24 protein-coding genes, 1 tRNA gene and 1 riboswitch are annotated in these 26,216 nt (G+C 65.1%); of the genes, 19 read left to right on the plus strand and 6 right to left on the minus strand.

The window, feature by feature from the left end; translation table 11 throughout:
- Nucleotides 1-145: 145 nt before the first annotated feature.
- Nucleotides 146-1,663: a malonyl-CoA synthase gene (locus ACGYLC_RS08390; protein ID WP_394422536.1), complete on the minus strand. Its 1,518-nt coding sequence runs from the start codon at nucleotides 1,661-1,663 to the stop codon at nucleotides 146-148.
- Nucleotides 1,664-1,989: 326 nt separating this feature from the next.
- On the opposite strand from ACGYLC_RS08390, the gene ACGYLC_RS08395 reads away from it, so the two are divergent.
- Together ACGYLC_RS08395 and ACGYLC_RS08400 are read left to right on the plus strand one after the other, a co-directional pair.
- On the plus strand, nucleotides 1,990-3,225 hold the full coding sequence (locus tag ACGYLC_RS08395; protein WP_394422537.1) for a putative DNA modification/repair radical SAM protein: 1,236 nt from the start codon (nucleotides 1,990-1,992) through the stop codon (nucleotides 3,223-3,225).
- Complete coding sequence (locus ACGYLC_RS08400) at nucleotides 3,225-4,655, plus strand: UdgX family uracil-DNA binding protein (protein ID WP_394422538.1); 1,431 nt, start codon at nucleotides 3,225-3,227, stop codon at nucleotides 4,653-4,655. Before ACGYLC_RS08395 ends, ACGYLC_RS08400 begins: the two co-directional genes overlap by 1 nt.
- Here the strand turns inward: ACGYLC_RS08400 and ACGYLC_RS08405 are convergent.
- Nucleotides 4,652-5,290 (minus strand): SOS response-associated peptidase, encoded by a 639-nt coding sequence (locus tag ACGYLC_RS08405; RefSeq protein ID WP_394422540.1) that lies wholly within the window; start codon nucleotides 5,288-5,290, stop codon nucleotides 4,652-4,654. The genes ACGYLC_RS08400 and ACGYLC_RS08405 overlap by 4 nt on opposite strands.
- A gap of 144 nt (nucleotides 5,291-5,434) precedes the next feature.
- Here ACGYLC_RS08405 and ACGYLC_RS08410 point away from each other — a divergent pair, with 144 nt between their 5' ends.
- From ACGYLC_RS08410 to ACGYLC_RS08470, 13 genes are all read left to right on the plus strand, one after another.
- Nucleotides 5,435-6,169, plus strand: coding sequence for an ImuA family protein (locus ACGYLC_RS08410; RefSeq protein ID WP_394422541.1), 735 nt, complete (start codon nucleotides 5,435-5,437; stop codon nucleotides 6,167-6,169).
- On the plus strand, nucleotides 6,117-7,604 hold the full coding sequence (locus ACGYLC_RS08415) for a Y-family DNA polymerase (protein ID WP_394422583.1): 1,488 nt from the start codon (nucleotides 6,117-6,119) through the stop codon (nucleotides 7,602-7,604). Before ACGYLC_RS08410 ends, ACGYLC_RS08415 begins: the two co-directional genes overlap by 53 nt.
- Nucleotides 7,604-10,933: an error-prone DNA polymerase gene (locus tag ACGYLC_RS08420; protein ID WP_394422542.1), complete on the plus strand. Its 3,330-nt coding sequence runs from the start codon at nucleotides 7,604-7,606 to the stop codon at nucleotides 10,931-10,933. Before ACGYLC_RS08415 ends, ACGYLC_RS08420 begins: the two co-directional genes overlap by 1 nt.
- A gap of 111 nt (nucleotides 10,934-11,044) precedes the next feature.
- Nucleotides 11,045-11,141: riboswitch (TPP riboswitch) on the plus strand.
- Nucleotides 11,142-11,208: 67 nt separating this feature from the next.
- Complete coding sequence (thiD, locus tag ACGYLC_RS08425; protein WP_394422543.1) at nucleotides 11,209-12,012, plus strand: bifunctional hydroxymethylpyrimidine kinase/phosphomethylpyrimidine kinase; 804 nt, start codon at nucleotides 11,209-11,211, stop codon at nucleotides 12,010-12,012.
- Nucleotides 12,005-12,985 (plus strand): FAD-dependent oxidoreductase, encoded by a 981-nt coding sequence (locus ACGYLC_RS08430; RefSeq protein WP_394422544.1) that lies wholly within the window; start codon nucleotides 12,005-12,007, stop codon nucleotides 12,983-12,985. Before thiD ends, ACGYLC_RS08430 begins: the two co-directional genes overlap by 8 nt.
- Nucleotides 12,975-13,172, plus strand: a complete 198-nt coding sequence (gene thiS / locus ACGYLC_RS08435; protein WP_394400660.1) for a sulfur carrier protein ThiS — start codon at nucleotides 12,975-12,977, stop codon at nucleotides 13,170-13,172. The genes ACGYLC_RS08430 and thiS overlap by 11 nt, the downstream gene beginning before the upstream one ends.
- A 3-nt stretch (nucleotides 13,173-13,175) precedes the next feature.
- Entirely contained in the window at nucleotides 13,176-13,937 is a 762-nt protein-coding gene (locus ACGYLC_RS08440) for a thiazole synthase (RefSeq protein WP_394422546.1), read from the plus strand.
- Complete coding sequence (locus ACGYLC_RS08445) at nucleotides 13,934-14,530, plus strand: thiamine phosphate synthase (protein ID WP_394422547.1); 597 nt, start codon at nucleotides 13,934-13,936, stop codon at nucleotides 14,528-14,530. The genes ACGYLC_RS08440 and ACGYLC_RS08445 overlap by 4 nt, the downstream gene beginning before the upstream one ends.
- Nucleotides 14,527-15,489 carry a HesA/MoeB/ThiF family protein gene (locus ACGYLC_RS08450; RefSeq protein ID WP_394422548.1) on the plus strand — a complete coding sequence of 321 codons (963 nt, stop codon included), beginning with the start codon at nucleotides 14,527-14,529 and terminating at the stop codon, nucleotides 15,487-15,489. Before ACGYLC_RS08445 ends, ACGYLC_RS08450 begins: the two co-directional genes overlap by 4 nt.
- A 37-nt stretch (nucleotides 15,490-15,526) precedes the next feature.
- A complete protein-coding gene (locus ACGYLC_RS08455; RefSeq protein WP_394422549.1) occupies nucleotides 15,527-16,474 on the plus strand; it encodes an ABC transporter substrate-binding protein in 948 nt (315 codons plus the stop codon).
- Nucleotides 16,471-17,154 carry a TenA family protein gene (locus tag ACGYLC_RS08460; protein WP_394422550.1) on the plus strand — a complete coding sequence of 228 codons (684 nt, stop codon included), beginning with the start codon at nucleotides 16,471-16,473 and terminating at the stop codon, nucleotides 17,152-17,154. The genes ACGYLC_RS08455 and ACGYLC_RS08460 overlap by 4 nt, the downstream gene beginning before the upstream one ends.
- Nucleotides 17,151-17,900 carry an ABC transporter ATP-binding protein gene (locus tag ACGYLC_RS08465; protein WP_394422551.1) on the plus strand — a complete coding sequence of 250 codons (750 nt, stop codon included), beginning with the start codon at nucleotides 17,151-17,153 and terminating at the stop codon, nucleotides 17,898-17,900. The genes ACGYLC_RS08460 and ACGYLC_RS08465 overlap by 4 nt, the downstream gene beginning before the upstream one ends.
- Nucleotides 17,900-18,646: an ABC transporter permease gene (locus ACGYLC_RS08470; RefSeq protein ID WP_394422552.1), complete on the plus strand. Its 747-nt coding sequence runs from the start codon at nucleotides 17,900-17,902 to the stop codon at nucleotides 18,644-18,646. Before ACGYLC_RS08465 ends, ACGYLC_RS08470 begins: the two co-directional genes overlap by 1 nt.
- 163 nt (nucleotides 18,647-18,809) lie before the next feature.
- On the opposite strand, the gene ACGYLC_RS08475 is transcribed toward ACGYLC_RS08470, so the two are convergent.
- Entirely contained in the window at nucleotides 18,810-19,358 is a 549-nt protein-coding gene (locus ACGYLC_RS08475) for a helix-turn-helix domain-containing protein (RefSeq protein WP_394422553.1), read from the minus strand.
- Between the two features lie 56 nt (nucleotides 19,359-19,414).
- The gene (locus ACGYLC_RS08480; protein WP_394422554.1) at nucleotides 19,415-20,128 is read right to left on the minus strand and encodes a GNAT family N-acetyltransferase; all 714 of its coding nucleotides are present in this window, start codon (nucleotides 20,126-20,128) and stop codon (nucleotides 19,415-19,417) included.
- A gap of 116 nt (nucleotides 20,129-20,244) precedes the next feature.
- On the opposite strand from ACGYLC_RS08480, the gene hemN reads away from it, so the two are divergent.
- The 4 genes from hemN to ACGYLC_RS08500 all read left to right on the plus strand — a co-directional run bounded on the left by hemN (nucleotide 20,245) and on the right by ACGYLC_RS08500 (nucleotide 25,241).
- The gene (hemN, locus tag ACGYLC_RS08485) at nucleotides 20,245-21,600 is read left to right on the plus strand and encodes an oxygen-independent coproporphyrinogen III oxidase (RefSeq protein WP_394422555.1); all 1,356 of its coding nucleotides are present in this window, start codon (nucleotides 20,245-20,247) and stop codon (nucleotides 21,598-21,600) included.
- A 161-nt stretch (nucleotides 21,601-21,761) separates the two neighbouring features.
- Nucleotides 21,762-22,106 (plus strand): DUF3140 domain-containing protein, encoded by a 345-nt coding sequence (locus ACGYLC_RS08490; RefSeq protein WP_394422556.1) that lies wholly within the window; start codon nucleotides 21,762-21,764, stop codon nucleotides 22,104-22,106.
- Between the two features lie 335 nt (nucleotides 22,107-22,441).
- Complete coding sequence (locus ACGYLC_RS08495) at nucleotides 22,442-23,395, plus strand: TAXI family TRAP transporter solute-binding subunit (RefSeq protein WP_394422557.1); 954 nt, start codon at nucleotides 22,442-22,444, stop codon at nucleotides 23,393-23,395.
- 61 nt (nucleotides 23,396-23,456) lie between these two features.
- A complete protein-coding gene (locus tag ACGYLC_RS08500) occupies nucleotides 23,457-25,241 on the plus strand; it encodes a TRAP transporter permease (protein ID WP_394422558.1) in 1,785 nt (594 codons plus the stop codon).
- Nucleotides 25,242-25,681: 440 nt separating this feature from the next.
- On the opposite strand, the gene ACGYLC_RS08505 is transcribed toward ACGYLC_RS08500, so the two are convergent.
- The gene (locus ACGYLC_RS08505; protein ID WP_394422584.1) at nucleotides 25,682-25,747 is read right to left on the minus strand and encodes a hypothetical protein; all 66 of its coding nucleotides are present in this window, start codon (nucleotides 25,745-25,747) and stop codon (nucleotides 25,682-25,684) included.
- Between the two features lie 161 nt (nucleotides 25,748-25,908).
- A tRNA-Ser gene (locus tag ACGYLC_RS08510) sits at nucleotides 25,909-25,998 on the minus strand.
- Nucleotides 25,999-26,216: the final 218 nt, after the last annotated feature.

Below are 26,216 nucleotides of genomic sequence, written 5' to 3' on the forward strand. Positions count from 1 at the left end.
GTCACCACGTTCTGTAGAAATTTTCCCGGCACCTCAAGCGAAACCGGGCATTAAACGCCAGATTGTCGCAGGTTACACCCCCGCCCCGCCCCGTGGGAGGGGATGCCCGTGCCTTTGACCGTGAGACAGCGCCCCTCGGGCCGCGTCACCCCGGCTGGAAGAGATCCCGGTAGTTTTCGCGCAGCACGTTCTTTTGCACCTTGCCCATGGTGTTGCGCGGCAGTTCCGGCAGCACGATCAACTTGCGGGGCTGTTTGAACTTGGCCAGCGATCCGGCCACGTCCGAAGCGATCTTTTCCAAGTCCAATTCCACACCCCGGCGCGCCACCAGCACCGCCACGACGCTTTCACCGAAATCGGGATGCGGCACGCCGATCACCGCGCTTTCTAACACGCCCGGTTGGTCGTCGAGCAGCAGTTCGACCTCCTTGGGGTAGATGTTATAGCCGCCCGAGATGATCAGGTCTTTGTCGCGGCCCACGATGGTGACATAGCCATCCGCATCGCGCCGCCCCAGATCGCCGGTGATGAAAAAGCCGTCTTCGCGCAGCTCGGCGGCGGTCTTCTCGGGCATCTGCCAATAGCCCTTGAAGACATTCGGCCCCCGCACTTCGATGCTGCCAATCTCGCCATCCGGCAGGGTCGCGCCGGTCTTGGGGTCGGTGATCTTGAGTTCCACATCCGGCAGAGGCAGGCCCACGGTGCCCGCCCGGCGCTCGCCCTCATAGGGGTTACTGGTGTTCATATTGGTCTCGGTCATGCCGTAGCGCTCTAGGATACGGTGGCCGGTCCGGGCCTCGAAATCCACATGGGTTTCGGCCAAAAGCGGGGCCGAGCCCGAGATGAACAGCCGCATCTTCGCCGCCGTCTCACTCGTAAAGCGCGCGTCGTCCAACAGCCGGGTGTAGAATGTGGGCACCCCCATCATCGCGGTGGCATGGGGCATCCGGTCGATCAATCGGTCGATGTCGAGCTTGGGCATGAAGATCATCGCGCCCCCCGCCACCAGCGTCACATTGGTGGCCACGAAAAGCCCGTGGGTGTGGAAGATCGGCAGCGCATGGAGCAGCACATCCGCATTCGTAAAGCGCCACAGATCGGCCAGCGTCTGCGCGTTCGACAAAAGGTTCGCCTGCGTCAGCATCGCCCCCTTTGAGCGCCCCGTCGTGCCGGAGGTATAGAGGAAGGCCGCCAGATCATCTGCCCCACGCGGGGCGGTCTCGAACTGATCGGTGACCGAGGCCGCACGCTCCGCAAAACTGCCATCGTTTTCGGTGCCGAGCGTCTCAAGCTGGCAGCCCGTGTCCTTGGCCAGCGGCCCCATCTCGTTGCGCCGCGCAGGCTGGCAGACAAAAGCCGCCGCCCCGCTGTCGGTCACGAAATAGCGCACCTCATCCGCCGTATAGGCCGGGTTGAGCGGCAAAAAGATCACCCCCGCCTGCACGCAAGCGGCATAGAGCGCCAGCGCATCGGCGGATTTGTCGATCTGCACCGCCAGCCGGTCGCCCGGCTTCACCCCCAGCCCGCTCAGCACATTGGCAAAGCGCGCCGCCCGGCTCAGAAAGCCCGCATGAGTCAGCGTCACCCCGCCTTCGAGGTGCAAAAAGGCGGTCGTCTTGCCCGCGTGACGGCCAAACAGAGTGTCATAAAGGGGGTTTGCCATCACGGTGCTCCTCGCGTGCTGTTCTTGGGAAAGCCGATTGCCTCCTCCCGGAATTACAACCGTATTACGCGAGGTAATGCAAGCAGGCGGAGGGCTACGGTGAGGGGGAATGTCGAACCGACGCAATAGCTTGTAGGGCGATGCTGACACGCCCTTGCAGGGCGATGCTAAGAAGTGCCGCCCAAAAGGTTAGCGTCCCGTAGGCAAACCCGCAGGAACATCGACCGCGCGAAATCACGCCGCCCCCTCGGCAGCCCCCCGCGCAAATTGTCGCGGCATTAAGATAGGTTGATGACGCCGCCCCTCCGAGAACATATATAGAACGCATGACCAAACAGACCCTCGATCAAAAATTGGCGATTCTCAGCGACGCGGCGAAATACGACGCCTCCTGCGCCTCCTCGGGCTCCACCAAGCGCGACTCGCGCGATGGCAAGGGGCTTGGGTCCAACGAAGGCAGCGGCATCTGCCACGCCTACGCCCCGGACGGGCGTTGCATCAGCCTGCTCAAGATCCTGATGACGAATTTCTGCATCTACGATTGCAGCTATTGCATCAACCGCGTGTCGTCGAACGTGGAACGTGCGCGCTTCAGCGTGGACGAGGTGGTGAAACTCACCATCGAGTTCTACCACCGCAATTATATCGAGGGGCTGTTCCTGTCGTCGGGCGTGATCCGCTCGCCCGATGCGACCATGTCGGACATGGTCCAGATCGCCCGCAAGCTGCGGCATGAGGAGAACTTTCGCGGCTATATCCACCTCAAAACGATCCCCGACGCCTCGCCCGAGTTAATCGAGGAGGCCGGGCGTCTGGCCGACCGTCTTTCGGTCAACGTGGAGCTGCCCACCGACACGGCGGTGCAGCAATATGCGCCCGAGAAGAAGCCCGAGCAGATCCGCCGGGCCATGGCCAACGTGCGGATGACCAAGGAGGCGAGTAAGGACAAATCCTTTTCCGGCAAGCGCCCGCCGCGTTTTGCCCCCGCGGGGCAATCGACGCAGATGATTATTGGCGCGGACGGCTCGAACGACGCCACTGTGTTGGGGCAATCGACGCGGCTTTATTCCAGCTACAAGCTCAAGCGGGTCTATTACTCCGCCTTCTCGCCCATCCCCGACAGTTCCGCGAAACTGCCGCTGATCCGCCCGCCCCTGCAGCGCGAGCATCGGCTCTATCAAGCCGACTGGTTGCTGCGGTTCTACGACTTCCAACTCGACGAGATCACCTCGGTCACCCGCGACGGCAACCTCGATCTTGAGGTCGACCCGAAACTCGCCTGGGCGCTGGTGCACCGCGAGCATTTCCCGCTCGACGTCAACCGCGCCAGCCGCGAGATGCTGCTGCGGGTGCCCGGCTTCGGGGTGAAGACCGTCAACCGCATCCTCGCCGCGCGGCGGCATCGCAGCTTGCGCTACGAGGACCTGACCCGCATGGGCGCTTCGATGAAAAAGGCCCGCGCTTTCGTCACCGCCGGGGGCTGGTCGCCGGGGGGCCTTACCGACAGCGCCGACCTGCGCGCGCGTTTCGCGCCGCCGCCCGAGCAATTGACCCTGTTCTGATGCACCGCGTTTCCCTGCCCCCCATCGGCACCGCCAGGGCATGGCGCGAGGCGGCACGCGGCTTTCTCGCCGCCGGTGTCCCGCCCGAGCAGATCCTCTGGGGCGATCATGCCGCTGCCCCCGACCTTTTCGGCGGGGAAGCCGCGCCCGCTGCCACGGGCCGCACCGCCGTGCCGCGCAGCTTTGTTTCAATGGCCGAGACGGCGGTCTGGCACAGCGATCCGGAACGCTTCGCGCGGCTTTATTCATTCCTCTGGCGCGTGAAGGACGCGCCGCATCTGATGTCGGACCGGGGCGATGCCGACCTCGCCGTGCTGCGGGGGATGGAGAAGAACGTCCGCCGCTGCCAGCACAAGATGAAAGCCTTCGTCCGTTTCCGCGAGATCGGCAATCCGGAGGCCCCGCGCCGCAGCTTCGCCGCCTGGTTCGAGCCCACGCATCACACGGTGGAGCCGACGGCGGATTTCTTCGTGCGGCGGTTTTCCGACATGGACTGGCGCATCCTGACGCCCGACGTCTCGGCCATCTTCGAGGGCGGCAAGCTCAGCTTTCAGGAGGGCCACGCCAAGCCCGACCTGCCCGAGGACGCGGGCGAGCAACTGTGGATCACCTACTTCCAGAACATCTTCAACCCCGCCCGCCTGATGGTGAAGGCGATGCAGTCGGAGATGCCTAAGAAATATTGGAAGAACATGCCCGAGGCCGCCTTCATCCCCCAGATGATCGCCGAGGCCCCGGCCCGCGCCCGCGCCATGGCCGAGGCAGCGCCGACACTGCCGCCGGTGCGGATGGACCGCGTGCAGGCGCAGCTTTCGGCCTTCAATTCCGCGTGGGAAGGCCCGATGGAAGAATTGCCCGCCGCGATCCGCGCCTGCACCCGCTGCCCGCTGCATTGCCACGCTACCCAAGCCGTGCCGGGCGAAGGGCCGCGAGATGCCGATCTGATGGTGGTGGGCGAACAGCCCGGCGATCAGGAGGATCTGGCGGGTCGCCCCTTTGTCGGGCCGGCAGGCCAGATGTTCGACCGCATCGCCGGGGAAGCGGGGCTGGATCGCGAGGCCGCCTTCGTCACCAATGCGGTCAAACACTTCAAGTTCACCGCCCGCGGCAAGCGCCGCATTCACCAGCGCCCCGAGACGCCGGAGATCGACCAGTGCCGCTGGTGGATGAACGCCGAGGTGGCGCAGGTGCAGCCCAAGCTGATCCTCGCCATGGGCGCCACGGCGGCGCAGAGCCTGACCGGCAAGGGCACGGGCATCCTGAAACGGCGCGGCACGATCGAGGCGGGGCCCGAGGGCATCCCGGTGCTGATCACCCTTCACCCCTCCTACCTGCTGCGCGTCCCCGATCCCCGCGTGCGCGAGGAGGCCGAGGCGCAGTTCCGCTCGGACCTCGCAATGGCCGCGCGGATGATGGCAGAGGCGGCTTAATCCTCGGGGTCGATGACCTGCAGGGCACCATCCGGCAGCGGGCGTTGCAGTTTTGGGAGGTCGGCGGTCTCGGCGCCGAGCCACGCCTGCACCTCGTCGGGCGTGGTCAGGATCACCGGCATCGCCTTGGGGTGCACGGCAGCGACCTCGGCATTGGGCTCGGTGGTCAGAAAGCCATAGAGGTTGTCGGTGGTCTCCCCATCCTTCAGCTTGCGGACGGAGGTCCACTGCGTCCAGACCCCGGCGAAGAAGGCCAGCGGGCGGTCCTCGCCAAGTGCGAACCAGATCGGGCGAGAACGTTCGCCGGGGCGGTTCAGCGGCTCGGAAAATGCGGTGAAGGGCACGACGCAGCGGTGCTCCGGCACCAGCCAGCGCCGCCAATGCGGTGAGGCGATGTTGCGAATGTTGGTGACGCCGCGGTCGGTCTTCTTGCCCTTGAGCGCAAAGGCGGGCGACGGCATCCCCCACCGCATCATCTGCAGCACCGGGCCGGCCTCGCCATGGCGCACCACCGGGGCGGGGTAATCGGGGTAGATGCCGGGCATCGGGGCGAGGTTTCCGGTCTGGTCCTCAATCCCGTCGAACCAGCTGCGGATCGCGTCCTGTCCCTTGGTGAGGGAGTAAAGATTGCACATTTTCGCCTCCTGTCGCCGCCTTGGGCCTAGTAGATGCGGTTTTTCCGCGCCCCGGCAAGGGCTTCGCGGCCCGGCTCAAATTTTTGACAGAACCGCAGTTCGTCGTTTATGAATAGAACAAAATGTGAACATATGGAGTCGTGCATGACAACCGATTCTACATATGGGCAGGTCCTTACCCTGCCGCGGCGGCGGCCGTCGACACCCCCCGAACCGGGGGTTCTGGCCGCATATGCGCCGCTCACGGATGTCTTTCCCGCCCCCTTCGCCACGGCACCGGCCAGCGCCTTCGTGCTGTCGCTGCTGCCGCGCGGCAAGGGGCCGGTGCTCTGGGTGCAGGACTTCCTGTCGCGGCGCGAGAACGGCGCGCCCTATACCCCGAGCCTCGCGACTTTCGGGCTGGAGCAGCCGGTGCTTCTGGTCAGTGCCAGCCACCCGCGCGACGTGCTCTGGACGATGGAGGAAGGCGCGGCCTGCGCCGGTCTTTCCGCCGTGGTGGGCGAGGTGCATGGCGGGCCGGAGGTGCTGGATTTCACCGCCACCAAACGGCTCTCGCTGCGGGCCGAGGCTTCGGGCGTGCCGCTCTACCTCATCCGCAGCGGCGATCCCGGCGGGCTGAGCGCGGCGCGGATGCGCTGGCGCATCGCCTCCCTGCCCGCGCAGGCGCATCCGCACGACCCGCAGGCGCCGGGCGCGGCGCGGTGGGATCTGGAGCTGTTTCGCGCGCGCGGCCATGCGCCGGGCCGATGGGTGGCCGCCCATGAGCCCGAGAAACGCCACAGCCCCCGCGCCGCGGATCGTCTCCGTCTGGTTCCCCGAGCTGACGATGGAGCGCTGGCGCCGGGTGATCAGCCAATACCGCAGCGTTCCGGGGGATGATGTGCCGGTGGTCCTGTCGCGCGACGGGACCCATGGGCCGGTGGTCCATGGGCTGAGCGCCGCCGCCCGCGCCCGCGGCATCGAGACGGGCGCACGGGTGGTCGATGTGCAGGCCATCCACCCCGATCTGCATGTCGAGCCCGCCGATCTGGAAGGCGACGCCGCGCTGATCAAGCGGCTGGTGCATTGGGCGCGGCGCTGGTGCCCCTGGACCGCGCGGGACGTGGATCACGGCCTGCTCTTGGACGTGACCGGCTGCACGCATCTTTTCGGCGGCGAGGCGGCGATGCTGCGCGACATCCGCAGCCGTTTCGCGCTGCAGGGGCTGACCGCGCGGGTGGCCATGGCCCCCACACCCGGTGCCGCGCAGGCCCTGGCGCGTTTCGGCTCCGGCGCGCAGATCTGCGGGGCCGAGGATGTGAGCGCCGCCCTCGCCCCCCTGCCCGTCGCCGCCCTGCGGCTCGACGCGCAGACCGCGCGGCTCCTGGACCGGCTCGGCCTCAAAACCATCGGCGCGCTGAGCGATCTGCCCCGCGCCGCGCTGATGCGCCGCTTCGCCAGCCTGAAGCCCGAGCGCAACCCGCTGATCCTGCTTGACAAGGCGCTCGGCAAGGCCGCCGATCCGCTCAACGCCCCGCCCGATCACCGCCATTTCATGGCCCGCAGCCGCCTGCCCGAACCGGTGCTCGACCCCGCCCCGCATCTGCCCGCGCTGGTCGAGGACCTCTGCGGGCAATTGGCCCGGGCCGAACTCGGCGCGCGGCGGCTGCGGCTGACCGTCTACCGCATCGACGGCGATTGGCGCGGCCTCGACACTGCCACCGCCCGCGCCAGCCGCGACGCCGCGCATTTGCGCCGGCTCTTCGACGGCAAGCTCGAAACCATCGACAGCGGCTTTGGCTTTGACCTGCTGACGCTGGAGGCACTGGCGAGCGAACCGCTACCGCTGATGCAGGACCACCTCGACGGCAAGCGCGACCCCTCGGCCGACGTGGCCGGGCTGCTCGACCGTCTGGTGGCGAAACTGGGCAGCGACAAGGTCAACTGGCCGCAGTGGCGCGAGACCCACAAGCCCGAGGCGGTGGAGGAACGCGCCCCGGCCCTGCAGGCCACCCCCGCCGCCGCCCCGGTGCTGCTGCGCGAACGCCCGCTGCGCCTGCTTACCCCGCCCGAGGAAGTGCGCGTGATCTACGCCGTGCCCGAAGGCCCGCCCTCGCAATTCAACTGGCGCCGCGTCACCTACAAGACCACCCGCCACGCCGGGCCCGAACGCATCGCCCCCGAATGGTGGCGCGACCGCCCCGGCACCCGGCTGCGCGATTACTACAAGGTGGAGGTCGAAGGCGGCCAACGCTTCTGGCTCTACCGCGAGGGGGTGATCCACGACGGCCGCGGCGCCGAGCCGCGCTGGTTCCTGCACGGGATGTTCGCCTGATGCCGCAGCAGGAGGGACATAAGCGCCGCACCCTGGGCGAGGACGGTTTTGCCGCCCCGCCGCGGGCGGACTACGTCGAGTTCGGGCTGGCCAGTTGCTTTTCCTTCCTGCGCGCCGCCTCGGACGCCGTCGATCTGGTCGAGACGGCGCATCACCACGGCTACGACAGCCTCGGCATCGCGGATCACAACACGCTGGCGGGTGTGGTGCGCCTGCATGTGGAGGCGGAAAAGGCCCATATCAGGCCCCTAATCGGCGCCCGTCTGGTGCTGCTCTGCGGGACCGAGATCCTCGCCTATCCGCAGGACCGCGCCGCCTATGCGCGGCTCTCGACGCTGCTCTCGGCGGGCAAGATGCAATCGGTCGATGGCGAATGGCAGCAGAAGGGCGAGACCCATCTGACGCTGGAGATGCTGCAAAGCCATGCCGAAGGGCTGCACCTGATCGTCATGCCGCCCGAGAACCTCGATCTCTTCGCCGCCGGCCTGCCCCGGCTGCTGAAAGCGCTGCCGGGGATGCGCCATATCGGCGCGAGTTTCCTCTACCGTGGTGATGACCGGGCGCGGATCAACCGGCTGGATGCGCTGGCCCGCACCCATGGGCTGAGGCTCCTCGCCACCAACGACGTGCTCTACCACGCCCGCCACCGCCGCCCCCTGCAGGACGTGATGGTGGCGATCCGCGAGGGGGTGATCGTGCCGAAAGCAGGCTACCTGCTGGCCGCCAATGCCGAACGGCACCTGAAATCCCCCGAGGCGATGATGCGCCTTTTCGCCGACTGGCCCCATGCCATCGCCGAGACCCGCCGCCTTGCCGACCGGATCGACTTCCGCCTCACCGATCTGGCCTATGAATATCCCCATGAGATCGTCCCCGAGGGGAGCAGCCCGATGGAGGAACTCGCCCGCCTCACCTGGGAGGGCGCCGCCCGGCGCTACCCCGAAGGCCTGCCCGAGACGGTGAAAAAGACCATCGAGAAGGAATTCGCCCTGATCGAGACCAAGAAGATCGCGCGCTATTTCCTGACCATCCACGACATCGTCCGCTTCGCCCGCGAGGAGGCGCAGCCGCCGATCCTCTGTCAGGGGCGCGGCTCGGCGGCCAATTCCGCGGTCTGCTTCTGCCTCGGCATCACCTCGGTCGACCCGGCGGTGCACAACCTGCTGTTCGAGCGGTTCCTGTCCGAGGAACGCGACGAGCCGCCCGATATCGACGTCGATTTCGAGCATGAGCGGCGCGAGGAGGTCATCCAGTACATGTACGGCAAATACGGCCGCCACCGCGCCGGGCTCTGCGCCACGGTGATCCACTACCGCCCGCGCTCGGCCATTCGCGAGGTCGGCAAGGCGATGGGGCTCTCGGAAGACGTGACCTCGAAGCTCGCCGGCACCGTCTGGGGCAGTTTCGAGGGTGAGATGGACGACGCCCGCGTGCGCGAGGCCGGGCTGGACCTGTCAGACCCCTACCTGCGCATGGTGCTGAAACTGGCCAGCCAGATGATCGGCATGCCGCGCCACCTGAGCCAGCATGTCGGCGGCTTCATCCTGACCGAGCGCCCCCTGACCGAGATCGTGCCCATCGGCAACGGCGCCATGCCCGAGCGCAGCTTCATCGAGTGGGACAAGGACGACATCGACGCCTTGCAAATCTTCAAGGTCGATATCCTCGCGCTCGGGATGCTCACCTGTATCGCCAAATGTTTCGATCTGATCGAGGCGCATTACGACCGCCCGCTGGAACTGGCCACGGTGCCGGTGGAGGATCACGAGGACGACGCCACTGGGCGGCCCACCTACGACATGCTCTGCCGGGGCGACAGCCTCGGGGTGTTTCAGGTCGAAAGCCGCGCGCAGATGGCGATGCTGCCGAAACTGCGGCCACGGGTCTTCTACGATCTGGTGATCGAGGTCGCCATCGTCCGCCCCGGCCCCATTCAGGGCGACATGGTCCACCCCTATCTGCGCCGCCGTCAGGGGCTCGAAAGCGTCGTCTACCCCGCCCCCGGCCCGGCCTATCCGCAGGACGAGTTGTTCAGCATCCTCAGCCGGACCTTGGGCGTGCCGATCTTTCAGGAACAGGCGATGAAGATCTCCATCGACGCGGCGCGCTTCTCGCCCGCCGAGGCCAATGAGCTGCGCAAGGCCATGGCCACCTTCCGCTCGCGCGGGACGATCGAGAAGCTGCAGGACAAGATGGTGGGCCGCATGACCAAGCGCGGCTACGATCCGGTTTTCGCGCAGCGTTGTTTCGACCAGATCAAGGGCTTCGGGGAATACGGCTTTCCCGAAAGCCATGCCGCGAGTTTTGCCAAGCTGGTCTATGTCTCATCCTGGATGAAATGCCACTACCCGGCGGCCTTTGCCTGCGCGCTCTTGAACTCCCAGCCAATGGGGTTCTACGCCCCCGCGCAGATCGTGCGCGACGCCCGTGAGCACCGGGTCGAGGTGCGCGATGTGGACGTGAACCTCTCGGACTGGAACTGCACGCTGGAGCCTTGTGGCGACGGTTTCGCCCTGCGCCTTGGCCTGCGCATGGTGGATGGGCTGCAGGAGAAGGCGGGCGCGCGGATCATGGACCGGCGCGACGCGCCTTTTGCGGATGTCGAAGACCTCAAGACCCGCGCGGGGCTAGATGCCAAGGCGATCCGACAACTCGCCGCCGCCGACACAATGCGCAGCATGGGGATCGACCGGCGCCAAGCGCTTTGGCAGGCGCAGGGGCTGCGCGATGCGCCCGCCCTGCCGATCTTCGACCATGTTGAGGCTTCGGCCCGCGGCCCGGAGCCGGAGGTGCATCTGCCGGTGATGCCGAAGGCGGAACAGGTGGTGGCCGACTACCAGACGCTGCGCCTGTCGCTGAAGGCGCATCCGATGTCCTTCTACCGCGCCAGCCTTGCCGCGCAGGGGTTCGCCTCCGCCCGCGATCTTTCGCGCATGGGCCACGGGCGGCGGGTAAAGCTGGCGGGGCTGGTGCTGGTGCGGCAGAAGCCCGGCAGCGCCAAGGGGGTGTGTTTCATTACGCTGGAGGATGAGTTTGGCGTCGCCAACCTTGTGATCTGGCCCAATATGTTCAAGCTCTACCGGCCCACGATCATGTCGGCGCGGCTTCTGGTCGTGGAAGGGCGCGTGCAGACCGACGGGCGCGTGATCCATGTGGTGGCCGACCGGCTCGAGAACCGCTCGGACCGGCTAGCGGCGCTCTCGGACGCGCCCATGCCCGGCATCACGACGCGGGGCGATCACCCGACCCATCCGCTGCCCGGTCAGGTGGCCATGCATGGCCATCCGCGCGATGCCAAAGTGATCCCCAGATCGCGCGATTTTCATTGACGAATCCTCACGTGATACATGAGGCACGCAGTACAACTGTATGATATAAAACGTGAACTAATAAATAACCGATCCCCTGTTGACCCTATGAACGCCCCTCGCTAGCCTGCCGGAAATCCGTTGGGGTGCCGCAAGGCTGAGAGGTGAAAACCGACCCATCGAACCTGATCCGGGTCGTACCGGCGTAGGGAACGGAAGCAAGCATCAGCCCCATCCGGGCGGTCGTTTACCCCGTATCTCCATGCCCTTGGCCCATCTCACGAATGGGGGGCCGAATGGCGTTTCAAGCACTGACGATTGCGGGCTCCGACAGCGGCGGCGGGGCGGGGATACAAGCCGATCTCAAGACCTTCAGCGCGCTCGGCGTCTATGGGGCAAGTGTGCTCACCGCCGTGACCGCGCAGAACACCCGCGCCGTCACCGGGGTCGCGATGATCACCCCTGCGATGATCCGCGCACAGATGACGGCGGTCTTTGACGATCTGGCCATCGGCGCGGTCAAGATCGGCATGTTGGGCGACCCGGCGACGATCTCCGCCGTGGTCGAGGGGCTGGCCGACTGCGCCGCGCCTGTTGTGCTCGACCCGGTGATGGTGGCGAAATCCGGCGATACGCTGCTCTCTGCCGAAGCGGTCAAAACCCTGCGCGACCGGATGCTGCCCCGCGCCCATGTGCTGACGCCGAACCTGCCCGAGGCCGCACGGCTGCTCGACACCGAAGAAGCCTCCGACGAGGCCACCATGCTCGCACAGGGGCGCGCGCTGCTGTCGTTCGGCCCCCGCGCGGTGCTGATGAAGGGCGGCCATGGCAAGGGCTGCACCTGTGTCGACCTGCTGATTTCCGAGGCCGAGACCCTGCGCCTTTCCGCGCCGCGCCAGCAAACCACGAACACCCATGGCACCGGCTGCACGCTCTCTGCCGCCATTGCCGCCGGGCTGGCGCGGAGCCTGCCCCTGCCGCAGGCGGTGGAGGCCGCCCATCGCTATCTGCAACGCGCCATTGCCGCCGCGGATGCCCTCAACATCGGCCATGGCCACGGGCCGGTGCATCACTTTCACGGCGTTTGGTCCCATGAGTGACGTCACCATCATCGGCGCGGGCGTGGCCGGGCTTTGGGCCGCGCGGGCCTGTCTGGCGCAGGGGCTGCGGCCAAGGCTCGTTGACCGCAAAGGCACGCCCGGGCCGCATGGCTGCTCGTGGTGGGCGGGCGGCATGCTCGCGCCCTTTTGCGAAGGCGCGCTGAGCGAGCCTGCGGTGGTGACCCACGGGCGGCGTGCCGCGGCGCTATGGGGGGAGGTCACGGAGGTCACCCATAGGGGCACGCTGGTCCTCGCCCCCGAGCGGGACCGCGCGGAACTGCAACGCTTCGCCGCCCGCACCGAAGGCCACAGCGACTGCGATGTCGAGGCCGTTGCAGAATGCGAGCCGGACCTCGCCGGGCGTCATCGCCGCGGGTTGTTCTTTGCCGAGGAGGCGCATTTGAACCCGCGCCAAGCGCTGTATGATCTATCTCAAACCCTTATCGCCCAAGGGGTAAAGGTCGAGACCACGGCCCTCGCCCCGACGCAGATCGCAGGCCCGGTGATCGACTGTCGCGGCATGGTGGCCAGCGACGCTCTGCCCGGTCTGCGTGCGGTGCGCGGTGAGATGATCCTGCTCCGCGCCCCTGATGTCACCCTCACCCGCCCGATCCGCCTGCTGCACCCGCGCCACCCACTCTACGTCGTGCCGCGCGGTGATGGGATCTACATGCTGGGCGCGACCCAGATCGAAAGCGCCAGCCGCAGCGGCATGACCGCCCGCTCGGCGCTGGAACTGCTCTCAGCCGCCTATGCGCTCGACCCGCGATTTGCCGAAGGCGAGATCATCGAGATGGGCGCCGACCTGCGCCCCGCCTTTGCCGACAATCTGCCCGGCATCGTGCAACGCGGGGCGGTGCTGCATCTGAACGGGCTGTTCCGGCACGGCTTTCTCATGGCACCCGCCTTGGCCGAACAGGCGGCGGGCTTTCTGGCAACAGCGACAACGGGGGATTTATTCCGTGAAGATTGAAGTGAACGGCGCGCCGCGTGAGGTCACCGCCGCGCCGCTTGACGCGGCATTGGCAGAGCTTGGCTGGGGCGAGGCGAAGGTCGCCACCGCGCTCAACGGCAGTTTCGTCCCCGCAGGCGCGCGGGGTGAGACCATGCTCCGCGACGGTGACCGGCTCGAAGTGCTCAGCGCCATGCAGGGGGGCTGAGAGATGCGCGATTTCTACGGCACCACCCTGCCCCTGCCGCTGATGCTGGGCACCGCGCGCTACCCCTCGCCCGCGGTGATGGAGGCCGCATTTCGTCAAAGCGCCGCGCCGGTCGCCACGGTTTCCCTGCGCCGCGAACAGGGCGCGGGACAGGCGTTTTGGGAGATGGTGCGCGGCTTGGGCGTGCATCTGCTGCCCAATACCGCCGGCTGCCATTCGGCGCGCGAGGCGATCACCACAGCGCAGATGGCACGGGAGTATTTCGGCACCAATTGGATCAAGCTGGAGGTCATCGGCGATGCCGACACCCTGCAACCTGACCCCTTCGGGCTGGTCGAGGCTGCCGAGGCGCTCTGCTCCGACGGCTTCGAGGTCTTCCCCTATACCACCGAGGATCAGGTGCTGGCCGCGCGGCTGGTCGATGCGGGCTGCCGGGTGCTGATGCCTTGGGGCGCGCCGATCGGCTCGGGGCTGGGGCTGAACAACCTGCACGGGCTGCGCAGTCTGCGGGCAGCATTTCCCGATGTGGCCATGGTGATCGACGCGGGCCTCGGCCTGCCCAGCCATGCCGCGCAGGCGTTGGAGATGGGGTTTGACGCGGTGCTTTTGAACACCGCCGTGGCCGAGGCCCGCGATCCCGCCGCCATGGCCGAAGCCTTTGCACTGGCCTGCCGGGCGGGCGCGCTTGCCGCCGCCTCCGGCCCTATGGGCCAGCGTGACATGGCCGTGCCCTCCACCCCCGTCATCGGAAAGGCTTGGCTATGAGCTTGCCGCGTTTCTACCCCGTCTTCGACAGTGCCGCATGGGTCGCGCGGGCCGTGCCCTTGGGCGTGAAGCTGGTGCAACTGCGCATCAAGGACTCGCCGGAAGACTGGCTGCGAGCCGAGATCACAACCGCGCTCGACCTCTGCCGCCGGCACGGCGCGCTGCTGGTGGTGAATGACCACTGGCAACTGGCGATTGAACTGGGGGCCGATTGGCTGCATCTGGGGCAAGAGGATTTGGACAGTGCCGACATCCCCGCGATCCGCGCCGCCGGGCTGAAACTGGGCCTGTCGACCCATGACCACGCCGAGCTTGACCGCGCGCTGGCCCTCGCCCCCGATTATATCGCCCTCGGCCCCGTCTATCCGACCATCCTGAAAAAGATGAAATGGACCGAACAGGGCCTCGACCGTTTGACGGAATGGAAGGCGCGGATCAAGGATATCCCGCTTTGCGCCATCGGCGGCATGTCAGTCGCCCGCGCGCCGGGGGCCTTTGCCGCCGGGGCCGATACGGTGGCGGCGGTCACGGATATCACGCTGAACGCAGACCCCGAGGCGCGGATGCGCGAATGGCTCGAGGTGACCGCATGAGCCGCTATGCCCGCCAGACCGCTCTGCCGCAGGTCGGCGCCGCGGGGCAAGCCCGGCTGACGGCGGCGCATGTGCTGGTCGTCGGGGCCGGTGCGCTGGCGGTGCCCGTGCTGCAATATCTCGTCGGGGCCGGTGTCGGGCGGATCACATTGGTCGACGGCGATCAGGTGGCATTGAGCAATCTGCACCGCCAACCGCTCTACCGGATGGACGATATCGGCAGGCCCAAGGTCCGTGCCGCTGCCGAGGCGATGGCGGCGCTGAACCCCGAGGTGACCCTTGTCCCGCAAGCCGAATGGCTCACCCCCGCCAATGCGCCCGCGCTGCTGGCGGACTGCGATATCGCCCTTGACTGCGCCGACACATTCGCCGCCAGCCTGACCCTGTCGGACGAAGCCCGCGCGCAGGGCAAATCGCTGATTTCAGCCTCGGCCCTTGGGCTGTCGGGCTATGTCGGTGGTTTCTGCGGGGGTGCCCCCTCGCTCCGCGCTGTTTTCCCCGACCTGCCGCAAACGGCAGCGACATGTGACACGGCGGGTGTTTTGGGGCCCGTGGTCGGAATGATCGGCGCGGCACAGGCGCAGATGGCGCTCTCGGCCCTGCTGGGTCTCACGCCCTCCCCGCTGGGGCAACTCTTGATCTGGGACGCCGCGCAATGGCCCATGTCGGGCTTTCGGTTCGATTCCGCGCCCGAGCCCGCGCGCGCCGCGGGTTTCATCGCCGAAAGCCATATCACCCCGCGCGATATGGTCATCGACCTGCGCGCCGAGGCGCCCGTGCCTTTCTCACCCCAAGCGCGCCATGTCCCGCCCGAGGCGCTGCCGGACCTGCCACTGCCGCCCGACACCCCCCGCATCGTGCTCGCCTGCCGCACCGGCCTGCGCGCGCATCACGCCGCCAACACCCTCCGCCCCCGCTGGCCGGGCAAGATTGCCCTGCTGGCCCTGCCGGGCGCCTAACCCTTTCCCCGCACAAACGATAAACTGGAGACCCTTCGTGAAAAACATCCTCGCCCCCCTTGCTCTGACGCTGATCGCGGCCCCCGCCTTGGCCCAAGACAAGATGACCGTCATGCTCGACTGGTTCGTGAACCCCGATCACGGGCCAATCATTCTGGCGCAGGAAAAGGGCTATTTCACCGATGCGGGGCTGGAGGTCGAACTGGTCTCCCCCGCCGACCCGAATGAGCCGCCGCGCATGGTGGCGGCGGGCCGGGTCGATCTGGCGGTCTCCTACCAGCCGGAACTGCATCTCGCCCAGCGCGAGGGCTTGGACCTGCGCCGCGTGGGCACGCTGATTGAGACACCGCTTACCTGCCTCGTCGTCCGCGCCGATGGGCCGGTGCAAGAAATGGCGGACCTGAAAGGCCGAAAGGTGGGTTTCGCCGTGGCGGGCGTGCAAGAGATGCTGCTGGATGCGATGCTGAACCACAATGGCGTGGACCCTGCCGAGGTCGAGCAAATCAATATTGGCTGGTCGATCTCCCCCGCTCTGATGTCGGGCCAAGTCGACGGGGTGATCGGCGCTTTCCGCAATTTCGAGCTGAACCAGATGGCGATCGAAGGCCATGAGGGCCGTTGCTTTTACCCCGAAGCCGAGGGTGTGCCCGCCTATGACGAGTTGATCTACGTCGCCCATGCCGAAGAGATGGACCGCGACATGATCGCCCGCTTCCTGCGCGCCACCGAACGCGCCGCCGCCGATATCGTGAATGACCCGGCGGCCAGCGGAGAGGTCTTCTTTGCCTCCGACGCCGAGCTGCGCAACGAGTTGAACACCCGCGCATGGGAAGACACATGGCCCCGTTTCGCCACCCGCCCCGCCGCAGTGGACCACGGGCGCTACGACCGGTTCGAGACCTTCATGCAGGACAGCAGCGTTGTGGAAACCGTGATCCCAGCCGCCGATCTGGTGGTCGACGTCACAGCGCAGGCGAAACCATGACGGCACCCGATTATGGCAAGGCCTTTGCCGCTTGGCGCGATAGTGCCGGAGAAACATGGCGGGCCTATACCCGCCATGACTTTGTCGAACAGCTGGGCGACGGCAGCCTGCCACAGGACAGCTATCTGCATTACCTGCGGCAAGACTATGTCTTTCTGATCCACTTCGCCCGTGCTTGGGCGCTTGCCGCCGCCAAGGCGGAAACGCTGGATGAAATGGCCGCCGCGAGTGCTACGGTCCATGCGCTGGTGCATGTGGAGATGCCCCTCCATGTAGAGACCTGTGCAGGCCAAGGCATCGACCGCGCCACGCTTGAGGCCACGGCAGAGGCCCCCGGCAACCTCGCTTATACGCGCTATGTTTTGGAAGCGGGCTATTCCGGGGATTTCCTTGACCTGATGGCCGCCCTCGCCCCCTGCGTTCTGGGCTATGGTGAGATCGGCTTGGCCCTGCGGGGCAATGACGGCCCCTATGCCGATTGGTGCGCCGTCTATGGCAATGAAGAGTACCAAGCGCTGTGCCGCGATGTGGGCGCGCTGATTGACGGCGCGCTGGCGCGGCGTCTGGGCGCGGATTGGCAGAGCCTGCCCCGAGCCAAGACCTTGCAAGAGCGTTTCAGCACGGCCACGGCGCTTGAAGTTGACTTTTGGGACATGGCGCTGTCGCCCGCGGCAGCATGACCGCCCCTGCGGTGCATTTATCAGGCGCGCTTCACGGCGCTGCTGGCCCTTTGATCGACCATTTCGATTTCACCCTCAAGGCCGGGCAATGGAACGTCTTGCTCGGCCCTTCGGGTGTTGGGAAAACCTCGCTGTTGCGTCTGCTTGCGGGTTTGCCCACCGCCGCCCGGCTGGAGGGCCGTATTGCTGCCCGTGACAATCACCCCCTCGCCCCCCGTGTCGCGATGATGGCGCAGGACGATCAACTGCTGCCCTGGGCGAATGCGGTTGAGAATGTCACCATCCCCGCCCGGCTGCGCGGAGAACGGGCGGACCCTGCCCGCGCCGCAGCACTGATGGCCGAGGTCGGGCTGCGCGCGGAGCTGCGCCGCAAACCTGCCGCGCTTTCCGCCGGTCAGCGCCAGCGCGTCACCCTCGCGCGCACGCTTTACGAAGACCGCCCCGTGGTCCTGCTGGACGAACCTTTCTCGGCCCTCGATGTCGTGACCCGCCTAAAAATGCAGGATTTGACGGCACGACTGCTTTGCGGGCGAACCGTCGTGCTGATCACCCATGACCCGGCTGAGGCCCTGAGGCTCGCCGATCACGCTTGGATCGTGAGCCGCGATGGGGTGACCCCCTGCCCCCTGCCCAAAACGCCGCCACCGCGCCGGATCGACGCCCCCGAGACACTTGCCGCCCAAGCTGACCTGCTGCGCCACATGGGGCTGGAAATGGGGCTGGCCGCCCCCGCGCAGGTCGCCTGATGGTATTTACGCTGCATAGATTATGGCGCGGCATGGTCTGTTTCGCGCTCGCGCTCGCGATTTGGCAGCTTGTCGTCACCCTCAGCGGCGTGCCGCGTTTCATCCTGCCGGGGCCATGGCTTGTCTTGCAAGCCCTGGGCGGGAATGCCGCGCTGCTATGGCAGAATGCGCTATGGTCGGCGGGCAATCTGGCGCTGGGCTTGAGTTTGGGCATTTTTCTCGGCATCGAGACGGCGCTGTTTCTGACCCTCTCGCGCCGCGCGCGCTGGCTGCTGCGCCCCATGCTGGTGGTGGCTCAGGCCGTGCCTGTCTTCGCCCTCGCCCCGGTCATTACCCTCTGGCTCGGCTACGGGATGCCCTCCAAGATCGCAACCATCGCGCTGGTCACATATTTTCCCATCGCCTCGGCCCTTTTTGATCGCCTGATGGCGCTGCCCACAGGGCTGCGCGATCTGGCGCATCTGTCGGGCGCCAACCGTTGGCGCGAAACCCTGCTGCTGCGTCTGCCCCACGCCCTGCCGGGCCTGATCTCGGGCCTGCGTCTGGCGGTGGTCTACGGCCCCCTCGCGGTGCTGATCGGCGAATGGGTCGGCTCTTCCCGCGGGCTGGGGCACCTGATGCTGATGGCCAACGGCCGCGGCCAAACCGCCCTGATGTTTGCGGCCCTGATCGTCTTGGCGGCGCTGTCGCTGCTGCTTTGGTCCGCGGTCGAAGCGCTCGCCCGCTGGACGGCACGGCGGTATTAGGCCCCTTGGAACCCCAGAACCGCGTGGTGCCCCTATGTGCCACAACTTGAGCGATTGTCTATCACCTTGCAGGAGGTGCACTGCAAACAGCCCGATAAAGCTTTCGACTGCTTAAAGCAGACCTATAGCACCATGTCGAAAGAGCGCTCGTTTCCCCCACCGATCAGACAGCATTCGATGACTGACGGTACAGGCTCGGAGACGTGCCATAAGACTTGCGAAACTCACGGTGAAAATGCGCAGAGTCGGAAAACCCTGCATCGGCGGCAATCTCTGCGATCCGGTCCGTGGTATGCGTCAAACGCCAACGCGCATAGCTAAGCCGCATCGAACGGAAATACCGAGACGGGGATTGCCCCATCGCCTGATTGAACCGCCGATCGTGTTGACGGACACTGATCCCCACCTCAGCGGCCAGCACATCCATCGACGGGGGCATATTGATTTTCTGCTCCATCAATGCAGCACAGCGCCGTACCACCTCATCTTTCACATGATGGGTGCTCTTCGAAAAATGTGCTTGGGGGAAGGTTCCCGCCCGCTGGCCTTGCATCATCACAGCAAGGTCCGATGCCCCAGTGGAGCCTGCGCAGGTGATCCGCGCCTCAGCGTCCAAGAACATCCGGGCACCGCCAAAGTTATCGGCTATGCCAAATGGTTGATCGATGAAACCGACCCCGTCGGCCGCGGGTTTACCATCAAGAAAAATCAAAGACGGGAAAATTGGCCGCCGGAAGATTACGCATGCCCCTCTCGTATTTTTTCCGGTCAGTTCAACGACAACTGCGCAACACATTCGGCCCCGCGGCAACGTATCTCTCCCCCTTCTTCGATGCAGAGTTTTCTGATCGCGATATTGCTGCGCAAGAAGTTCACATCCACCGTCTCAATATTGCGCGCGCGCGCTTCGGCCAGACCGCGATGGAATAGCCTTCGACCATAGCCGCGCCCTTGATAGGCGTCCTCAACCGAAAGCCCGATCTCCGCATGGGTGCTGTCGATGCAATGAAGCTCCAATATTGCACGCAGAGCATCATCGCATTCGACACCGAGGGTCAGGTCGGGGCTTGAGCCCCGAACCACGCGCAGCAATGCATCATCGTTAAGCTGGCCCATGAACCTCAGCTCTCGCGAGGCGGGGCTAAGCCTTTGGTAATGTTCGCAGAGGGTCTGCTTTAAATGCGGAAAGGGAACGGAACGAGGTTCTGGAACGGCGGTGTGCATGATGTCTCCAATCTCAACTCCAAGATGGGAAGCCGCCTCGCCCGGAGAAGATATGGAAAAGGGCAGGAGAAATGCGCTGTTCGCATAGGTTGCCGGAACGCCTGCGTATCCAGCCTGTGGCCCGCGCCGCGCGAATAGCGGGCTGCCGCGCTCGTCATTCTGTTGCCCTTCGGGCAGTTCCGAAAAACCGCAGGCGAGGCGCGCTTCAATTCCGCGATGGGCGTTGCTGGATAGGGAGTGGGCGGCAAATGCCGACATGGGCGCACAAACCCATAAAGGCCGCAGCGCGTCGCCCTCGCGGGACCGCCCTGATATTTGCAGTCGTTTTGATCCAGCGCAAAGACCACGCCACCCCGCCCCTCTAAACCAGTGCCATGGAACAGATACAGATGCTCGAGGCTCTCGGCCTTTTCGACGCGCGCGTGCCGCGCTATACCTCTTATCCCACCGCGGCGGCCTTCACCCCCGCGGAGGGTGCCGCGTTTCAGCTGTCAGCGCTTAGCGCCTTGGCCACCGGCGCGCCGGTCTCGGTCTATGTCCATGTCCCCTTTTGCGAGCGCTTGTGCTATTTCTGCGCTTGCCACACGCAGGGCACCAAGACGCTCAGCCCCGTCGAGCGCTATATCGAAGCCCTTGAGGCCGAGCTTGAGCTTCTACGCGCCGCGCTGCCGGCGGGCATGCGGATGGGGCGGATGCATTGGGGTGGCGGGACACCGACCATCCTGCCGCCCGCCCTCATCGACCGCCTGAACCGCGCCCTCCATCGGCTCTTCACCCCGACCGAGGATTTCGAGTTCTCTGTCGAGATTGACCCCACCCAGATCGACCCAGCCAAGATTGCGGCCCTTCGCGCCGCGGGTCAGACACGGGCCTCTATCGGCATTCAGGATTTCGACCCTGAGGTGCAGCAGGCCATCGGGCGCCTCCAGTCCTTCGAGGTCACGCGCCGCTGTGTCGACCAGTTGCGCGCCGCGGGGGTCACCTCGCTCAATACTGACTTGGTTTACGGTCTGCCGCATCAGACCATGGCGCGGCTGGAGGATACCATCGAAAACACCCTGTCCCTTGCCCCGGATCGCGTGGCGCTTTTCGGCTATGCGCACGTGCCATGGGTCGCGAAACGGCAGAAGCTCATCCGCGAGGCGGCACTGCCCGACGCGGTCGCACGTTATCAGTTTGCCGAAGAGGCCGCGGCACGCTTCGCCGCCGCGGGCATGGAGGCAATCGGCATCGATCATTTCGCCACGCCGCAGGATGGGCTGACCCATGCAAGGGACAACCGCCGCCTGCGCCGGAATTTCCAGGGCTACACGGATGACAATTGCCAAACCCTGATCGGCCTCGGCGCCTCGTCTATCTCGCGCTTTCCGGGGGGTTACGTTCAGAACGCCCCCGCGACGGCAGCCTACACCGCGCGCATCGCGGCTGGCGACTTGCCCGGCACGCGCGGCTACGCCTTGAACGACGCGGACCGCCTGACCGCGCGGGCGATCGAATGTTTGATGTGCGACTTCAGCCTCGACCTGAACGCATTGGCAGAAACCTTCGGCGCGCGGGCCTTCGATCTCGCGCTCGAGTTGAAAGCCATCGCGACCCGCTACATGCCCTTCGTGCGCTTGTCCGGAACGCGCCTCGACATCCTGCCCGAAGGTCGCGCCCTGACCCGCATGATCGCATCCATGCTGGACCGAGAGGTGCCGGAGGGTATGCGCTATTCGCAAGCTTCCTGAGCTTTGACCGGCTCGCCCAAGGCCCGGAGCGGTTCGGGCTCTCGCCAGTTAACGGCAGGCCGAAGGGCGCGCGTCCAACTCGCTGTGGCAGACCGCCGTGACCGATCGGAACAATGCGCGCGCGGGCCGGTTTCTTCCCAGTAATGAAGTGGGGAAAGAAAATGTCTTCATCGAAATCGAAGGACGAAATCTGGGACGAGTGGCGCGATCTGGTGAACATGGCACCGGCGGAACTGGAGGACTGGTTGGAGACCGAGGACTCCAAGTCCGTGGGCGACAGCGGAACCGGTGAAAGCACCGGGCTCAAATCCGGCCGCCGGATCGTCAAGATCAAACGCACCAACAAGGACGACCTGACCGACGATCAGTGGGATCACATGGCAACCGTCGTTGGCTATATCAAACGACACCTCTCCCAAGGCGGGCCGAAGGATGGTGTTGAAGACTCGAAATGGCGCTATTCGCTGATGAATTGGGGCCATGATCCTTTGAAGGGCGATAGCTGACGATCTGCGCCTTGCCCGAGTGATCTGCGAAGAAGCGCAGGCGGCGGCGCCTCTTCGCGGTTTGAGCGTCGATATCTCCGCCCCCCTTATGGCCTGTGATGCGCGCACCGCAGAACTTGCTGCGGGGGTGCAGCAAACCGCCGACCTCTGCCCTCGTCACATACCTTCGCCCCCGCGAGACCAAAGCGGACCGCCGTGTTGGTTCACGAGCCCTCCCGACAGCGAAACCTCATTCTCGACAATGCCGTAGTGTGCTGCCAGAAAGTCACCTAAAGGCAGCCCGGCATAAGTTTCGCCGGGAGAACGTTGGCCTTGCGCTTGGAGGAGGAAAAACCATGAATGCGTTGAGACAGACTATTTGTGCGGCATTGGCCCTGGGGCTTGTGGGGGGTGCCGCGAGCGCCGAAACCAGAGTGACCTATAAGTCGGCCAAATCGGGCTCGTCCTACTATCAAATGGGCGTGGAGCTTGCCGAAGCCATGAAAGCGGGCAGCGGCGGAGACATCTCGGTTACCGTGGAAGAGAGCCAAGGGTCGGTTCAGAACGTCATGGAAGTCCGCGCGCGTGGGGCCGACTTTGTTTTTACCACCCCGCCTTCCCTCGTTGGTCTGGCACAGAACGGCAAAGCCATGTTTGAAGGCAAGACCGCACCTGCTTTCGATGAGATTCGCGCGCTTTTCCCGATCCCGTCGCTGACCATGCATTTCGTGATGTCTCAGGACAGCGGCGCCACTGCGCTTGCCGACCTGGAAGGCAAAAGCATCCTGCTGGGCAAAGGGTCTTTCGGCGCGACCGAAGGCGCGAAGTATCTGGATATGTTCGGACTGGCGGACAGTGTCGAGATCGCGGATGCGGAATTGAGCAACGCCGTGGCCGCTTTGAAAAACGGGCAGATTGACGGGTTTGTCACAGCGGGTTCCTTCCCGGCGCCAAATGTCGTCGAAGCCGCCGCTTCCACCCCCGTTACCGTGATCCCGTTGTCGGACGCGCAGATCACCCAATCCAAACGGACCCGCATTGTCATTCCGGCAGGCACCTATGCGGGGCAAGAGCAAGATGTCACCACAACGTCCCTGCCCGTGGTCGCCTTCACGACAACCAAGATGGACGATGAGACGGCCTATCAACTGACGAAGACCTATTGGGAAAACAAAGCCAAGATGGCCGATACTTCGCCGTGGTGGGGCAATGTCACGCCCGAGTTGATGGCCAATATCACCACTGAACTGCACCCCGGCGCGCTGCGCTATTACGAAGAAGCCGGGATCGCGACAGAGACCTCGCAATAACAGGACGCGCGGCGCGGGTTTTCCGCGCCGCGCTTGCCCAGCCAAAGCCGGACCCCCATAGATGACAAACCTCCCCGAAAGCCGATTGGCGGCGAGTTTCTGGATCGCGCTGGCCATCGCGCTGGTTGGCTATCACTTGGCGCTGGTGTTTTCGGGGCTGGTGCCGAACCTCATCAGCAGGCCGCTGCATATGGCCTTTATCCTGCCCTTCGCCTTGGTCTTTGACGCGCAGACCCCGCTGCGGCGGATCACCGGAAGCATATTGGCGGCATTGGGCATCGCCGCAGCGCTTTGGGTGGCAATCAACAGCGATGCGCTTGGCGATCAATACGGGTTCATCGAGAGCAACTTCCAGCTCGCCGTGGCGGTGACCCTGCTTTTGGTGGTGCTGGAAACGGCGCGGCGCGTGATCGGCTGGCCCTTGCCACTGGTCGCCGCTCTGGCCCTGCTCTATGGGCTGTTTGGGCAGCATATTCCCGGCGAGTTCGGGCATTCCGGCACGCCAATAGAAAGCTATTTCGGAACACTGACCATCGCTGAGGGCGGCATCTGGGGAACGCTCACCGGTGTCTCGGTCTCTGTCGTGGCGATCTTTGTCATCTTCGGCGCAGTTCTGAACGCCGGTGAAGCGGGGGAAGGCTTCATGAATGTCGCCGCCGCCGCCGCGGGCCGGCTGAAAGGCGGCGCGGCGAAAGTGTCTGTTTTGTCGTCGGCACTCTTTGGGTCGATCTCTGGCTCAGCCTCTGCAAATGTCGCGTCCACCGGCGCGATCACCCTGCCTGCGATGACCAAACTCGGCTATCCCAAACGCCTCGCCGCCGCGGTCGAGGCCGTGGCCTCCTCAGGGGGGCAAATCATGCCGCCCCTGATGGGCGCAGGCGCTTTCGTGATGGTCGAACTGACCGGCGTACCCTACACCGGCATCATGGCTGCCGCCGCGCTTCCTGCGGTGCTTTACTTCGTGGCGGTCTGGGTTGGCATCAACGCCTACGCGCGGCGCTTCTCCCTCAAAGGTATCGCAGAGGCGGATCGTCCTGCACTGCGCGACGTGGTGGTCACATCGCTCTTCTTCCTCGTCCCTTTTTGGGTTCTGCTATGGGGGATGTTCGTCGCGCAGTTCACGCCGGAATATGCGGCGGCTATGGCGATCCTTGCCGCGGCGTTGCTCTTGTTCTTCAACGCGCAGCTCACTTTCGAGCCGCGCCAGATCGCCACGCGACTGGCAAGCGCAGTTCTCAATGCCGCGCGGCAGGTCGCTCTGATCGCCTCCATCATCCTTTGCGCCTCAATCATCATCGGTGTGCTGTCGATCACCGGGCTTGGCGTGAAGATCACCTCTCTCATTTTGGCGGGGTCCGGGGGGCTTCTTTGGCCGTCCCTGCTGCTTACTGCGCTTGCCTGCCTCATCTTGGGCATGGAAGTACCCACCACGGCGGCCTATGTGATCTGCGTCTCCGTCGCCGGGCCTGCGCTCATCGAACTGGGTCTGTCGCCGCTCCAAGCGCATCTCTTCGTCTTTTGGTTCGCGCTTCTGTCGACAATCACCCCTCCGGTCTGCGGCGCTGTTTTTATCGCCGCGGGAATGATTGGTGAGAATTGGCTGAAGGTCGCTCTGACAGCGATGGCGCTCGGCATTGGGCTCTACATCATCCCGCTCGGCATGGTCGCAAACCCGGATATGCTGAGCCTTTCGGACGCCCCACTGGCAGCTCTATTCGCGGCGGGTCGTGTCGCATTGGGGCTGACCCTGCTTTCATCCGGTTTGATCGGAGCACGACGGCCCTTGCCGACGCTCGCGCTCTGCGCAGGTGGGCTTGCTGTGGTTTTTTCTGGTCTGTGGGTTTGATCACGCGGCGTTAGAAGCGGGAGATTAGTCATTTCGATAGCTTGCAGCACACCCGCAAACCAACTCGCGTTCGATTGGAGGCATGACCTGCGGCTGAGCTTTTATCCAGCCCCGTCCTGAGCGCCGTAAGTGTTGACGCCAATTGGCGCAGGTTGAGGAATGGCCAAACACGCGGCGCTTTCATCTCGCACGGCAAGGCGAGCGATTGCGGAGGTCAGGGTTCGCCGTAATCAGCCGGGGTCAGATAGCTCAATGCCGAACGCAGGCGTTATGTTTGGTCTCATCAAGCAATTTACTTCACATCCCTCCGTCGATACTCCGTAGGCATTTGATCTAAGACAGCTTTTTTCGCAAAATTCAAACAAGGCGTCACGCAGGTCATCTGAAGCGTCGACATCTGGCAGGAACTGCAGGCCAGCATGCAGGGCTTCACCAAAAACCTAATGTGGAATGCCGATAACGGCTACGTCGAGCACGGCCGGATGGTTTAGCAGCGTATTTTCAATTCAATCCGGATAAGCGCTCACGCCGCCCAAAATTACCATAAAAGGCTTGCGCCCCGTCAGGTAAGAAGAAAGATAAGAGAACCGATACGGGGCTAAATTTTTCTACAAACACGACAACAAGGTCGCTGCCCCCGTTCCAATCAAATCCAATAGGGATGAATTGGCGGAGGAGGTGGGATTCGAACCCACGGTACGCTCTCACGCACGCCGGTTTTCAAGACCGGTGCATTCGACCACTCTGCCACTCCTCCGCAGCACGCTCCTCCTAGAGCGCCGGGATCGATTCGGCAAACGCACATTTCGCGGCCAGCCCCCGCGCCCCCTTTGGGGAAATTCGCCGATCTGCCCTGCGCGGTCTTTTCAAGCGCCGCCCGGTCGGGTTACTCTGCGCCAAAGCCCCTTTCAGAGGGGCGAAGGGCGTGCCGATCCAACGGCGCGACATTCTCGCGGGACATGGGTCGCGGCGCGC

The organism is Sulfitobacter sp. 1A12157, from assembly GCF_043557345.1.
GTDB lineage: Bacteria > Pseudomonadota > Alphaproteobacteria > Rhodobacterales > Rhodobacteraceae > Sulfitobacter.

Excerpts from the sequence above, each read along its gene's own strand:
- ACGYLC_RS08390 (WP_394422536.1), bottom strand. The coding sequence starts at position 1,663 with ATGGCAAACCCCCTTTATGACACTCTGTTTGGCCGTCACGCGGGCAAG.
- ACGYLC_RS08395 (WP_394422537.1), top strand. The coding sequence starts at position 1,990 with ATGACCAAACAGACCCTCGATCAAAAATTGGCGATTCTCAGCGACGCG.
- ACGYLC_RS08400 (WP_394422538.1), top strand. The coding sequence starts at position 3,225 with ATGCACCGCGTTTCCCTGCCCCCCATCGGCACCGCCAGGGCATGGCGC.
- ACGYLC_RS08405 (WP_394422540.1), bottom strand. The coding sequence starts at position 5,290 with ATGTGCAATCTTTACTCCCTCACCAAGGGACAGGACGCGATCCGCAGC.
- ACGYLC_RS08410 (WP_394422541.1), top strand. The coding sequence starts at position 5,435 with ATGACAACCGATTCTACATATGGGCAGGTCCTTACCCTGCCGCGGCGG.
- ACGYLC_RS08415 (WP_394422583.1), top strand. The coding sequence starts at position 6,117 with ATGGAGCGCTGGCGCCGGGTGATCAGCCAATACCGCAGCGTTCCGGGG.
- ACGYLC_RS08420 (WP_394422542.1), top strand. The coding sequence starts at position 7,604 with ATGCCGCAGCAGGAGGGACATAAGCGCCGCACCCTGGGCGAGGACGGT.
- thiD (WP_394422543.1), top strand. The coding sequence starts at position 11,209 with ATGGCGTTTCAAGCACTGACGATTGCGGGCTCCGACAGCGGCGGCGGG.
- ACGYLC_RS08430 (WP_394422544.1), top strand. The coding sequence starts at position 12,005 with ATGAGTGACGTCACCATCATCGGCGCGGGCGTGGCCGGGCTTTGGGCC.
- ACGYLC_RS08440 (WP_394422546.1), top strand. The coding sequence starts at position 13,176 with ATGCGCGATTTCTACGGCACCACCCTGCCCCTGCCGCTGATGCTGGGC.
- ACGYLC_RS08445 (WP_394422547.1), top strand. The coding sequence starts at position 13,934 with ATGAGCTTGCCGCGTTTCTACCCCGTCTTCGACAGTGCCGCATGGGTC.
- ACGYLC_RS08450 (WP_394422548.1), top strand. The coding sequence starts at position 14,527 with ATGAGCCGCTATGCCCGCCAGACCGCTCTGCCGCAGGTCGGCGCCGCG.
- ACGYLC_RS08460 (WP_394422550.1), top strand. The coding sequence starts at position 16,471 with ATGACGGCACCCGATTATGGCAAGGCCTTTGCCGCTTGGCGCGATAGT.
- ACGYLC_RS08465 (WP_394422551.1), top strand. The coding sequence starts at position 17,151 with ATGACCGCCCCTGCGGTGCATTTATCAGGCGCGCTTCACGGCGCTGCT.
- ACGYLC_RS08470 (WP_394422552.1), top strand. The coding sequence starts at position 17,900 with ATGGTATTTACGCTGCATAGATTATGGCGCGGCATGGTCTGTTTCGCG.
- ACGYLC_RS08480 (WP_394422554.1), bottom strand. The coding sequence starts at position 20,128 with ATGTCGGCATTTGCCGCCCACTCCCTATCCAGCAACGCCCATCGCGGA.
- hemN (WP_394422555.1), top strand. The coding sequence starts at position 20,245 with ATGGAACAGATACAGATGCTCGAGGCTCTCGGCCTTTTCGACGCGCGC.
- ACGYLC_RS08490 (WP_394422556.1), top strand. The coding sequence starts at position 21,762 with ATGTCTTCATCGAAATCGAAGGACGAAATCTGGGACGAGTGGCGCGAT.
- ACGYLC_RS08495 (WP_394422557.1), top strand. The coding sequence starts at position 22,442 with ATGAATGCGTTGAGACAGACTATTTGTGCGGCATTGGCCCTGGGGCTT.
- ACGYLC_RS08500 (WP_394422558.1), top strand. The coding sequence starts at position 23,457 with ATGACAAACCTCCCCGAAAGCCGATTGGCGGCGAGTTTCTGGATCGCG.